This is a genomic window from Sporosarcina obsidiansis (genome assembly GCF_009651005.1).
Taxonomy (GTDB): Bacteria; Bacillota; Bacilli; order Bacillales_A; family Planococcaceae; genus Sporosarcina; species Sporosarcina obsidiansis.
This window is the reverse complement of the sequence record NZ_WHVW01000020.1, coordinates 2,501-15,032: the sequence shown is the minus strand read 5'-3', so window position 1 is coordinate 15,032 and position 12,532 is coordinate 2,501. Positions and strand designations below refer to the sequence as shown.

Here is a 12,532-nt window from a genome sequence, read left to right as displayed (position 1 = left end):
TCTAACATCCTATATTATCATAAATCGACGAAATCTCCTAGCAGGCAAAATGAAAAAATGTGGATAATTTCAGGAAATGACAAATTAGGGGCTGTGGACAAATTAAAATGGTGAAAAATACAGTACGTAGAGTAACGGTGTGCAAGTATTTTTGTAGTCTCCCACTACCTCTTTTATGCGAAGTTTGGATATAAAAAACCCGCAGAATTCTTCTGCGGGCTATTACTTATTCAATTCCTTTAATCACGATGTGGCGATATGGATCTTTACCTTCTGAGAAAGTTTCTACATCCAAGCGACGAGATAATGCGTTATGGATCACTTTCCTTTCGTACGAAGGCATTGGTTCAAGTGCCACTTGACGTCTCGTACGAATTGCACGATCCGCCATACGATCTGCGAGTTGCTCAAGTGACTGTTCACGGCGTTCTCGATAATCAGCAACGTCGATGCGTACAATTTTAAATTGGTGTGTGAGTTTATTGGCAACAAGCTGTGCTAATTGCTGGATCGCATTTAACGTCTGACCTCGCTTACCTATTAAATAAGCAGCCTTTTCACTTTCCAACTGAAAATTGATGTACTTCCCTTTTGTTTCATAGGTAATAACTAAGTCGTTAATTCCCATCTCTTTCGCCATGTCTTCAATATAACGCTTTGTTTCTTCCATTGCTGCTTCTTCATTGTATTTCTTAACCTCTTGATCTTCTTCGTTCAAGTTATCTTGTGAAGCTTGAATAGTAGGTAACGATTGGTCGGAGTTTATTACTGTTTCCGACTCTAGCTCTACTTCCGTTTTTGACTCCTGAACAGCTGGTGGCACAAGCTCTGTGACGATTGGCGGCACTTCACTATCTTTGATCAAGGTTACGGATTCAGTAGATTCATTTGTTTCTTCTTTTATTGGTAAATCTGTTTCCACTTTTACTTCTTGTTCAAGAACGGTTACTAGCACTTCCGCGTCTTTCGCACCAAAACCTAGAAATCCTTTTCTACCATTTTCCAATACCTTTACTTCTACTTCATCTTTTGTTACACCTAGGTCTTGTAAAGCCGATGCGATCGCAAGCTCAACGGTTGCAGCCCTTTGTGTAAGTTGTTTCATTTCTTTTTCCCTCCTGCTTTTACAACTTCACCGTCTTTCGGTTTGTCAAACGGTTTGTAAATAAAAATATTTTGGATAAGTGAAATGATATTTCCGACAACCCAGTACAAAGCAAGCGCAGACGGCACGAATGAACCGAATACCATGATCATAAACGGCATGATGTACATCATCGTTTTCATCTGGGGATTATCCATTGCTGGCCCCGTGCGAAGGACTAGCAATTGAAATAGACCTGCGATAATAGCGAATAAAATACTTGGTGTACCGAGTGCAACGCCTAGAAAGCTACCTAATTCAATTGTTGGTGTAGCATTCATCCGATTGATGGCGTGGTAGAAGCCAATAAATATCGGCATCTGGATAATGACAGGCAGACAACCGGCAACCGGATTAATCTTTTCACTGATCATGATCTGCTGCATTTCTTCCTGATACTTCTTCTGTGTCACGGCGTCTTTAGATTTGTACTTTTCTTTCAACGCTTTCAGGCGCGGCTGGATTTCCTGCATACGCTTTGAACTTTTGGTTTGTTGGATGATTAATGGAAGCAACGCAGTACGAATGATTGCCGTCACAACAATAATTGCCAGTCCGTACGTTCCAAGCCATCCTTTAAATGTCGTAATTAATGATACGAGAGGCCAGACAATATATTCATTCCAAATCCCCGTGCTTTCTGCCGAGATCGGCTCCTTGAATTCCGAACAACCTGCCATGAACACAGCCACTACGACGAGCAATGACAGAAATACCAATTTCTTTTTCACATTTTTTCCCCCAAACAATCACAAGATGACTTCTCAATTTTTTTCAGTTTATCATGATGACTCATAACGTTCTATAGCTTACATGAAACTTCACTTAAATACCTTTGCAATTCGCATAACATGCTGCAGATTTTTTTTGGCCGTATGGAAATCGAGCGTGGCTGCTTGATTTCTCGCGATAATAACATAGTCGAGATCCTGTCTAATCTCATCTTTCATTTCCAAGAAGGATTGACGAATATACCGTTTCACTCGATTTCGTGTGACTGCATTGCCCACTTTTTTGCTGACAGATAAACCGATTCGAAACTCCTCTTGACCTTCTTTTTTATAGGTGTAGACGATAAATTGCCGATTGGCGAAAGACTTCCCTTTCTTGAAAACCGTCTGAAATTCCTTGTTCTTCTTGATTCGCTGGCTCTTCTTCATGTTTCCACCTGCTTTATTTTTCTTCAATCCATTAACTGATACCTGTTGCTTAGAATAAGCCAAATAGCAAAAAAAAGACCACTGATAAGTCAGTGGCCTTATGCTGAAAGAACTTTTCTTCCTTTACGACGACGAGCTGCTAAAATTCTACGGCCGTTTTTTGAACTCATTCTTGAACGGAAGCCGTGGACTTTACTGCGTTTACGTTTATTTGGTTGGAATGTACGTTTCATTTCGTAAGACACCTCCTGCTTGATTGTCTCTTTTCCTATTGTGACAGTCTTGAATAGTATAGCCATCCAGTAAAAGAATGTCAATGATTTTATAATCATTACCTTTTGATTGCGTACTAGATCATTATTACGCTGCTCCTTACTTATCCACAATTTTCAATAGATGCCTTCTGGATGAATTGTGAGCATGCTAAAGTTGTGGATCTTTTATTCTGGCATTTGTCGACAAGTTTTTCACATATTCAAGGATGTGGATAACCACTTTATGCACAGTTGCTGGCATTGTGAATAAATCGTTAGACTCCTTGTCATTATTCAGGTTCCCTGGTACAATTAAAAAGCTTTTATTGTGTGTATAATTTATTTTAAAATTCTTATCCACAATTGTGAATACAGTGTGGATAGTTTTTTCAACATGTTTCGATAATTTTTATCCACAAGCTTGGATACTGTGTATAAGCGTATTCAGGCTTTTCATTATCTTGTAGTAAAGGAGGCAAACGATTGGATAATTTATCGAATTTGTGGGACCAAGCATTGAAGAATATTGAAGCTCGTGTTTCAAAACCAAGTTTCGAAACTTGGCTGAAATCAACACGGCTGCTGACATATGAAAAAGAAAACGCAACAATTGCGGTCCCCAGTTCATTCGCAAAAGACTGGCTGGAAACTCATTATGTCCATTTAATTACTGGCATTCTATCTGAGTTAACAGGCGAAGATCGGATTATTGAGTTTATCGTTCCGCAAGATATGGCGGAAAATGATATCAAATTACCGAAAACACAGCCAAAAGCAGTGGAGAAAGTACCTATGCCTAATTCTGCTGGCATGCTGAATCCAAAGTATACCTTTGACACGTTTGTCATTGGTTCCGGCAACCGTTTTGCCCATGCAGCCTCACTTGCTGTTGCAGAGGCTCCTGCTAAAGCATACAACCCGCTATTTATCTATGGAGGCGTTGGTCTCGGTAAAACCCATTTGATGCACGCGATTGGACACTATGTATTGGAGCAAAACCCATCTTTGAAGGTGGTCTATTTATCATCGGAAAAATTCACGAACGAATTCATTAATTCTATCCGCGATAATAAAGCGGGCGACTTTAGAAATCAGTATCGTAATGTAGACGTGCTGTTAATTGATGATATTCAATTCTTGGCAGGAAAAGAACAAACTCAAGAAGAATTTTTCCATACGTTTAATACGCTCCATGAAGAATCCAAGCAGATCATCATTTCAAGTGATCGTCCTCCAAAAGAGATCCCTACTCTTGAGGATCGACTGCGCTCACGTTTCGAATGGGGATTGATCACGGATATTGCGCCACCTGACTTAGAGACGCGAATTGCGATCTTGCGCAAAAAAGCCAAAGCAGACGGTCTTATTGATATCTCAAATGATGTGATGTTATACATTGCTAATCAAATTGACTCAAATATTCGGGAATTGGAAGGTGCCCTTATACGTGTAGTGGCTTACTCTTCCTTGGTAAATGCGGATATTACAACTGATCTAGCAGCGGAAGCTTTAAAGGACATTATTCCGAATTCTCGTCCTCGTATCATTTCCATATTGGATATTCAAAAATCAGTTGGAGAACATTATAGTGTGCGGCTGGAGGATTTTGTAGCTAAGAAAAGAACGCGGGCAATCGCATTTCCACGTCAAATTGCTATGTTTTTATCGAGGGAATTGACGGATTCTTCCTTGCCAAAAATCGGTTCCGAATTTGGAGGTCGCGATCATTCAACCGTCATCCATGCTCATGAGAAAATCTCAAAAATGCTAGAAACAGATAAATCTTTGCAGATGGATATTCAGGAAATTAAGAAATCACTAGGACGTGCTTAATGAACTGTGGATAACTGTGGATAGACGATGCATGCTCGTCCACGTTTTATGCACATGTGGGAAACTATGAGTTTAATACATTCAAAAGACTTTTCCACATATCCACAGCCCCTATTACTATTACTACTATATTTAATTACTTAATTATTATTATATAAGCGAGGTATCGAGATGCAGTTTGAGATTATGCGTGAACAATTGCTTGATGGATTAAGCGATGTCATCAAAGCAATTAGTCAAAAAGTAACTACACCTATTTTGACGGGTATTAAACTAGAGGCCACAGAAAAAGGATTAACGATGACCGGAAGTGATTCAGATATCACGATCTCAACGTTTATTCCTGTAGAAGAGGATGGTAACCAAATTATCCGAATGATCCAGCCAGGTACACTAGTCTTACAGGCTAAAGTATTTAACGAAATTATTCGGAAGCTACCAACGAATGAAGTAATGATTGAATTGCGTGATGGATTGAAAACACATATCCGCTCTGGCCAGTCTGAATTTCATATTATTGCCCAAAGTGCAGATGAATATCCTATTTTGCCAGATATAAAAGATGCAGAGCGTTTTGAATTGCCAGCAGATTTGATGAAATCTATTATTCGAGAAACTGTATTTGCAGTCTCCCAGCAGGAAACACGCCCTGTATTGACGGGGGTTCAATGGGAAATCAAAGATGAAGAATTGTATTGTATTGCAACAGACAGCCATCGTTTGGCTCGACGTATTATTACACCCGAAGTAAAAGCGAGTGCACCTTTTAGTGTTGTCATTCCAGGCAAAAGCCTTCAGGAATTAAGCAAGATTTTGCCGGATCATTCAAGCATGGTGGAAATTTTCATTGCCAATCAGCAAGTGTTGTTTAAAATGCATAATGTATTATTCTATTCAAGACTTTTGGAAGGTAATTATCCAGACACTTCTCGTCTGATCCCGAGTGAATATAAAACATCTATTACTGTGAATGGACGTAATTTATTGCAAGCAATTGATCGTGCTTCATTGCTTGCGCGAGAAGATCGCAATAATATTGTTCATTTCTCGACAGATGGTAGTTCACATATTCAAATCTCATCTAATTCACCTGATGTTGGAAATGTTGAAGAACTAGTTGAAGCGGTACAGATTGAAGGCGAACCACTGAAAATCTCTTTTAGCTCCAAATACATGATGGACGCATTAAAAGCTATTGATGGTCAAGATCTGATGATTCACTTTACAGGAAGTATGCGGCCATTCATCTTAAAATCAATAGACAGTGATGCAATTTTACAATTGATTTTGCCAGTTCGTACTTTCTAATAGCGAAAGAAATAAAATTAGTGAAGATTGGATAGTCAACATGTTGACTATCCTTTTTACTTATAGTGAAAAGTTAGGTAAACTAGAAGGACAGACTATTTAAGAGGGATTGATACATTATGGAAAATATCAACTTCAATTCACCGTTTATTACACTAGGCCAATTATTGAAAATGACGAATGCTATCAGTTCAGGCGGTATGGCTAAGTGGTTTTTAGAGGAACACGTCGTCTATGTAAATGGTGAACCGGAACAACGACGCGGTAAAAAATTATATGATGGCGATGTTGTAAATATTCCGGGTACAGGAAAGTATAAACTGTCTGCGGATGAATCTGGACAGTCGGATGCACATTGAACGTCTTGCTTTAACAAATTATCGAAATTATGCCTCCCTAGAATTAGAATTCTCCCCTACCATGAACGTATTGATCGGTGAAAATGCCCAAGGAAAGACTAATATCATGGAAGCGATCTACGTATTGTCTATGGCCAAATCTCATCGAACCGCAAATGATCGTGAACTCATACGCTGGGAACAAGAGTGTGGTAAAATAGAAGGTGATGTCGAACGGAAATTTGGACGACTGCCTTTAGAGTTGACCATTTCTAAAAAAGGAAAGAAAGCAAGAGTCAATCACTTAGAGCAAAACCGACTGAGCATGTATGTGGGGCAGATGAACGTGGTGATGTTTGCGCCTGAGGATTTAAATATCGTGAAAGGCAGCCCGCAAATACGCAGGAGGTTTTTAGATATGGAAATTGGGCAGATTTCGAGAGTATATTTACATGATCTGGTCAATTTTCAAAAAGTATTAAAACAACGCAATGCGCTGTTAAAGGAGCATCGCGGCAAGCTGGACCTTCATGATGTGATGTTCGATATTTATACGGAACAATATATTCAAGTGGCGGTTCAAATTATTCGCAAGCGTTTCTATTTCATGGAATTACTACAAAGATGGGCACAGCCGATACATCAAGGAATTTCTCGTGGTCTTGAAACACTTGAAGTTTCATATGGAACTTTAAAAGACCTACATTCTGGGCAGACTGTAGAAGAAATGGAAACTATTTTTGCTAATCAGCTTAAAAACGTACGAAAACGCGAATTAGAACGAGGACTTACATTGGTAGGTCCGCATCGTGATGATTTGCAGTTTTTTGTCAATGGATATGATATTCAAACATTTGGGTCACAGGGGCAGCAACGAACGACTGCGCTTTCTTTGAAGCTTGCTGAAATTGAGCTAGTGAAACAGGAAGTAGGAGAAACGCCTATTTTATTGCTGGATGATGTGTTATCGGAATTGGATGATTACCGTCAGTCACACTTGCTGAATACGATGCAAGGTCAAGTGCAAACATTTGTCACCACGACAAATATTACGGGAATTGACCATGACACTATCCAACAAGCCGCCATTTTTGAGGTACATGCAGGTTCCGTGCAGCGTGAAGGTTAGGGTATCTGTAGTTTGATATGTTTTGAAAGGAAAGGTGAACACCTTGGCAATGGAAGAGAAAGAAATACAGACAGCTTATGATGCGAATCAGATACAAGTGTTGGAAGGTCTTGAAGCTGTCCGTAAACGTCCGGGTATGTATATCGGAACTACAAGTGCAAAAGGGCTTCATCATCTTGTGTGGGAAATAGTAGACAATAGTATTGACGAAGCACTAGCTGGCTATTGTGATCACATTGAAGTAACGATTGAAAAAGACAACTGGATTCGAGTGGAAGACAACGGACGAGGGATACCGGTTGGGATTCAGGAATCTACAGGTAGACCTGCTGTAGAAGTTATCATGACGGTGCTTCATGCAGGCGGTAAGTTTGGCGGCGGAGGCTATAAGGTTTCAGGTGGTTTGCACGGTGTTGGATCATCTGTTGTTAATGCGTTGTCCGAAAAGACAGAGGTATATGTGCGACGCGATAATAAATTGTTTGCAATTGAATTTTCAAGAGGACCAGTTTCGAAAGAGCTTGAAGTCATCGGTGAGTCAACTGAAACAGGTACGACAACCCGTTTTAAAGCAGATCCTGAAATCTTCACAGAAACTACTGTCTATGAATACAGCACGCTGGCTACGCGTCTGCGCGAACTGGCTTATTTAAACCGCGGTTTGCGGATTACTATTACAGATGAGCGCGAAGAAGAACCGAAAACTCAGTTGTTTCATTACGAAGGCGGTATTAAATCATACGTTCAGCACCTCAACGAAAATAAGGAACCGATCTTCGAAGATCCGATTTACATCTTAGGAGAACGGGATGGCATTGCCGTCGAAATCGCGATGCAGTATAACAGTGGTTACGCGGAAAACTTGCTTTCATTTGCAAATAATATTCACACATATGAAGGCGGGACGCACGAATCTGGATTTAAAACAGCTTTAACACGTGTCATTAATGACTATGCACGGAAAAATGGCCTGTTGAAAGAGGCAGACGGTAATTTATCCGGAGATGATGTGCGTGAAGGGCTGACTGCGATTATTTCAATCAAGCATCCTGATCCTCAATTTGAAGGACAGACGAAAACGAAGCTTGGAAACTCGGAAGTTAGCACGATTACGAATTCACTTTTCTCCGAAGCGTTGCAGCGTTTTCTAATTGAAAATCCTGTAGTCGCTAAACAAGTAGTCGAAAAAAGTACGATGGCGGCAAGAGCTCGTCTGGCGGCTAAAAATGCCCGTGAACTGACACGCCGTAAGTCAGCGCTTGAAGTATCTAGTCTGCCGGGTAAACTGTCCGACTGTTCTTCAAGAGATCCGGCTCTCAGTGAACTGTATATCGTAGAGGGTGACTCTGCTGGCGGTTCAGCTAAGAATGGCCGAGACCGTCATTTTCAGGCAATCCTGCCGTTGCGCGGGAAAATCCTAAACGTAGAAAAAGCTCGTTTGGACCGTATTCTCGGCAACGCTGAGATCCGCATGATCATTACAGCAATGGGCACAGGAATCGGTTCAGAATTTAATTTAGAGAAAGCTCGTTATCATAAGCTTGTCATTATGACAGATGCTGACGTCGACGGTGCTCACATCCGTACATTATTATTAACATTCTTCTTCCGCTTCATGCGTCCATTAATCGAAGCTGGTTATGTATATATCGCACAACCACCGCTTTATCGCGTGCGTTCAGGGAAAAAAGAGCAATATTGTTATGATGAAGAAACACTGCAAGAAATCTTAAACAGTCTACCTGCTTCACCAAAACCAGACATTACACGTTACAAAGGTCTGGGTGAAATGAATCCTGAGCAGCTTTGGGAAACTACGATGGATCCTGAGCAGCGTACGTTCTTGCAAGTTCGTTTAGAAGATGCAATGGAAGCAGATAACACTTTTGAAGAATTGATGGGCGATGAAGTAGAACCGCGCAGAAAATTCATTGAAGATAATGCGGTTTTCGTGAAAAACATTGATACCTGATCGGTCGCCAATTATTGATTGATTGGTGCCGTTGAATTTATAGATGTAAGTGGTGAAAGGAGCATGACAACATGGCAGATTTGCCACAAGGTGGAGTGCAAGAAATTAATATTAATACGGAAATGAAAACCTCATTTCTGAACTATGCAATGAGCGTTATTGTCTCCCGTGCGCTTCCTGACGTTCGGGATGGCTTGAAACCAGTACATCGACGTATTTTGTATGCTATGCATGACTTGGGCATTACAGCAGAAAAACCTCATAAAAAGTCTGCACGTATTGTTGGAGACGTAATTGGTAAATACCATCCACATGGTGATAGTGCTGTATATGACACGATGGTTCGAATGGCTCAAGATTTTAGCTATCGCTACATGCTTGTTGACGGACATGGTAACTTCGGATCTGTTGATGGTGATGGTGCTGCCGCGATGCGTTACACAGAATCTAGAATGTCCCGCATTGCAATGGAATTGCTGCGTGATATCAATAAAGATACTATCGACTTTCAAGCAAACTATGATGAACAAGAAAAAGAGCCTGCCGTCTTGCCTGGTCGCTATCCGAATTTATTGGTTAACGGAACATCAGGGATTGCTGTCGGGATGGCGACGAACATTCCTCCTCATCATCTTGGTGAAACGATTGACGCAGTGCTCGCCTTAGCTGATAACAGTGCGATTACGACGGAAGAACTTATGGAAATCATTCCAGGTCCGGATTTTCCAACGGGTGGTATGATTCTTGGTCGTAGCGGTATTCGTCGCGCCTATGAAACGGGCCGTGGTTCGCTAATTATCCGTGGAAAAGCAGAAATTGAGCAACAAGCAAACGGACGAGAAACAATTATTGTTTCTGAAATTCCATATCAAGTGAATAAAGCCAAGTTAATAGAGAAGATTGCGGAGTTGGTTCGCGATAAGAAGATTGACGGTATAACCCATTTGGCGGATGAGTCAGACCGTACAGGAATGCGGATTGTCATCGAAGTGCGTCGGGATGCTAATGCTAATGTGTTGTTAAATAATCTATACAAGCAAACTGCTTTACAGTCTAGTTTTGGGATAAATATGCTCGCGCTTGTGGACAAACAACCGAAAGTTTTATCATTGAAAGAAATCCTTTTTCATTACTTGGAACACCAGAAAGTTGTTATTCGCCGTCGTACTCAATTTGATCTAAATAAAGCGGAAGATCGCGCACATATTTTGGAAGGATTGCGTATTGCATTAGATCATATTGATCGCATTATTGCTCTAATCCGTGGTTCTAAAACTACTGCTGAAGCGAAATCCAATTTGATGGAAACATTCGAGTTATCAGAGCGCCAGGCCCAAGCCATTTTAGATATGCGTTTACAGCGACTGACTGGCTTAGAACGAGACAAGATTGAGTCTGAGTATCAAGAATTATTGACGCTTATCGCAGAATTGCGTGCAATTTTGGCAGACGAACAAAAAGTAATTGAAATTATCCGCGAAGAATTAATGGAGATTAAAGAGCGTTTTTCAGACGAGCGTCGAACTGAAATTATGCTTGGTGGTTCTGAAATGCTCGAAGATGAAGATTTAATTCCAGTTGAGAATTCAATTGTCACATTAACTCATCAAGGGTACATTAAACGTCTTCCTGCTAACACTTACCGTAGTCAAAAACGTGGCGGGCGTGGCATACAAGGTATGGGGACAAATGAAGATGATTTTGTCGAGCATTTATTGAATACATCAACGCATGACACTATTCTATTATTCACTAGCAGAGGCCGTGTGTTCCGCAAAAAAGGCTATGAGATTCCTGAATATAGTCGGACTGCAAAGGGATTACCGATCATCAACCTCATTGACTTTGAAAAAGATGAAAAAGTTACAGCGATGATCCCGATTAGTGAATTTAGGGAAGATCACTATCTGTTCTTTGCCACTAAACATGGAGTCATTAAGCGAACATCAATCGTGGGCTTTGCAAATATTCGAGCAAACGGATTGATTGCGTTAGGCTTGCGTGAAGAAGATGAACTGATCTCCGTGAAATCAACAGACGGTACTTCTGACATTGCGATTTGTACAAAACAAGGTATGCTCATTCGTTTTGCAGAACAAGACATTCGTCCGCTCGGCAGAACAGCTGCTGGAGTACGAGGAATTCGACTGCGTCAGGACGATGAAGTTATCGGTATGGATATGGTGGATGAAGGCGATGATATCTTGGTTGTCACGGAAAAAGGCTATGGTAAACGGACACCTGAAAGTGAATATCGTGCGCAGACACGTGGCGGTTACGGTCTGAAAACTATGCATATGACAGATCGAAACGGAGAAATCGTCGCCATGAAATCAGTTAATGGCGAAGAAGACCTGATGCTGATCACCATTCATGGTATTCTAATTCGTATGTCGATTGGCGACATCTCTATATTTGGTCGATCCACTCAAGGTGTACGTTTAATTCGATTGGCGGACGAAGAACGTGTCGCAACGGTCGCAAAAGTTGAAAAGAATGAAGATGAAATTGAAGAAGAATCAATAGATGTATCAGAAGAAGTATCAGTAGAAACAGAAGACAAAGAGTAAAAAAAAGTTATTGAAGAGGCGTAAAGTGCTACTTCAATAACTTTTTTATTTTTATACAGGAAAATTTACTCATTCATCTATCCATATAATTGAGAATATTATATGATATTAGATAGAGTAAAGAAGAAATTGGGTGATAACGTTGAATATCTATAAAGAAGTTAGTGAGTTAAGGCCTGGTAGTTTTCTTAAAGAAGATATCTATATGAATACCAAAAATCCAATCATGGTCAAAGATACTAAATTAACATTGGAACATTTTGATGTTCTTCGTTCATTCGGTATTTCTAGGGTGCTAATTGAATCTAAGACTCAGGGTCAATCAGAAGAGGAGTCGGTAGACAAGGTAACGGAAATAAAATTAACGCCTGAAGTAGAGAAACTGGTCAATCAAAGTTCACCTCCAAAGTCTAGAACGTTGGAATCTTTATATGATGAAACGGTTGAATCTTACCAAAAAGAGTTTTTAAGTTATAGGTCTGGTAAGAAAGTTGATGTCGCCACAATTCGTTCGATTGCGTTGCCTGTTATTCAAGCTTTCCTAGAGAATAAAGAATACGTAAGAAGACTGAATGAATTCTCTACTATTCACAATTACCTGGCACACCACTCGATTAGTGTTGGAATTTTAGCAGCATTAATTAGTGAACAGATGGGTTATCCAAAAGGTCAGGTTTTACAAATTGGTATTGCAGGTGTATTGGCAGATAGTGGCATGTCAAAAATTGATTCCAAGATCATTGATAAAGTTGCATTTCTAACTAGCGAAGAGATGAACGAGGTAAAGAAGCATGTCATTCATAGTTTTCAAATGATTCAAGATT

The 12,532-nt window shown here is 40.3% G+C and carries 11 protein-coding genes (1 of these 11 only partly in view); 7 read left to right on the top strand and 4 right to left on the bottom strand.

Annotated features, from left to right (window positions below):
- Positions 1-226: 226 nt before the first annotated feature.
- The 4 genes from jag to rpmH all read right to left on the bottom strand — a co-directional run bounded on the left by jag (position 227) and on the right by rpmH (position 2,537).
- A complete protein-coding gene (gene jag / locus GD002_RS14230) occupies positions 227-1,105 on the bottom strand; it encodes an RNA-binding cell elongation regulator Jag/EloR (RefSeq protein WP_153733033.1) in 879 nt (292 codons plus the stop codon).
- Entirely contained in the window at positions 1,102-1,875 is a 774-nt protein-coding gene (gene yidC, locus GD002_RS14225; RefSeq protein ID WP_153733032.1) for a membrane protein insertase YidC, read from the bottom strand. The genes jag and yidC overlap by 4 nt, the downstream gene beginning before the upstream one ends.
- A gap of 90 nt (positions 1,876-1,965) precedes the next feature.
- Positions 1,966-2,304, bottom strand: coding sequence for a ribonuclease P protein component (gene rnpA, locus GD002_RS14220; protein ID WP_153733031.1), 339 nt, complete (start codon positions 2,302-2,304; stop codon positions 1,966-1,968).
- 98 nt (positions 2,305-2,402) lie between these two features.
- Entirely contained in the window at positions 2,403-2,537 is a 135-nt protein-coding gene (gene rpmH, locus GD002_RS14215; protein WP_153733030.1) for a 50S ribosomal protein L34, read from the bottom strand.
- A gap of 504 nt (positions 2,538-3,041) precedes the next feature.
- On the opposite strand from rpmH, the gene dnaA reads away from it, so the two are divergent.
- The 7 genes from dnaA to GD002_RS14180 all read left to right on the top strand — a co-directional run.
- Positions 3,042-4,391 carry a chromosomal replication initiator protein DnaA gene (gene dnaA, locus GD002_RS14210; protein WP_153733029.1) on the top strand — a complete coding sequence of 450 codons (1,350 nt, stop codon included), beginning with the start codon at positions 3,042-3,044 and terminating at the stop codon, positions 4,389-4,391.
- A gap of 171 nt (positions 4,392-4,562) precedes the next feature.
- Positions 4,563-5,699 (top strand): DNA polymerase III subunit beta, encoded by a 1,137-nt coding sequence (gene dnaN, locus GD002_RS14205; protein WP_153733028.1) that lies wholly within the window; start codon positions 4,563-4,565, stop codon positions 5,697-5,699.
- Positions 5,700-5,818: 119 nt separating this feature from the next.
- On the top strand, positions 5,819-6,058 hold the full coding sequence (yaaA, locus tag GD002_RS14200) for a S4 domain-containing protein YaaA (RefSeq protein ID WP_153733027.1): 240 nt from the start codon (positions 5,819-5,821) through the stop codon (positions 6,056-6,058).
- Complete coding sequence (gene recF, locus GD002_RS14195) at positions 6,048-7,166, top strand: DNA replication/repair protein RecF (RefSeq protein WP_153733026.1); 1,119 nt, start codon at positions 6,048-6,050, stop codon at positions 7,164-7,166. Before yaaA ends, recF begins: the two co-directional genes overlap by 11 nt.
- A gap of 49 nt (positions 7,167-7,215) precedes the next feature.
- The gene (gyrB, locus tag GD002_RS14190) at positions 7,216-9,138 is read left to right on the top strand and encodes a DNA topoisomerase (ATP-hydrolyzing) subunit B (protein ID WP_194841618.1); all 1,923 of its coding nucleotides are present in this window, start codon (positions 7,216-7,218) and stop codon (positions 9,136-9,138) included.
- Positions 9,139-9,209: 71 nt separating this feature from the next.
- On the top strand, positions 9,210-11,708 hold the full coding sequence (gene gyrA / locus GD002_RS14185) for a DNA gyrase subunit A (RefSeq protein WP_153733024.1): 2,499 nt from the start codon (positions 9,210-9,212) through the stop codon (positions 11,706-11,708).
- 205 nt (positions 11,709-11,913) lie between these two features.
- On the top strand, positions 11,914-12,532 hold the 5' portion of the coding sequence (locus GD002_RS14180) for an HD-GYP domain-containing protein (RefSeq protein WP_153733023.1). The gene runs 431 nt beyond the window's last position; the window shows 619 of its 1,050 coding nt (coding positions 1-619); its start codon is at positions 11,914-11,916; its stop codon lies off the right edge, out of view.

Coding starts and splice junctions, on each gene's coding strand:
- recF (WP_153733026.1), top strand. CDS start 6,048: ATGCACATTGAACGTCTTGCTTTAACAAATTATCGAAATTATGCCTCC.
- jag (WP_153733033.1), bottom strand. CDS start 1,105: ATGAAACAACTTACACAAAGGGCTGCAACCGTTGAGCTTGCGATCGCA.
- gyrB (WP_194841618.1), top strand. CDS start 7,216: ATGGAAGAGAAAGAAATACAGACAGCTTATGATGCGAATCAGATACAA.
- yaaA (WP_153733027.1), top strand. CDS start 5,819: ATGGAAAATATCAACTTCAATTCACCGTTTATTACACTAGGCCAATTA.
- dnaN (WP_153733028.1), top strand. CDS start 4,563: ATGCAGTTTGAGATTATGCGTGAACAATTGCTTGATGGATTAAGCGAT.
- rnpA (WP_153733031.1), bottom strand. CDS start 2,304: ATGAAGAAGAGCCAGCGAATCAAGAAGAACAAGGAATTTCAGACGGTT.
- gyrA (WP_153733024.1), top strand. CDS start 9,210: ATGGCAGATTTGCCACAAGGTGGAGTGCAAGAAATTAATATTAATACG.
- rpmH (WP_153733030.1), bottom strand. CDS start 2,537: ATGAAACGTACATTCCAACCAAATAAACGTAAACGCAGTAAAGTCCAC.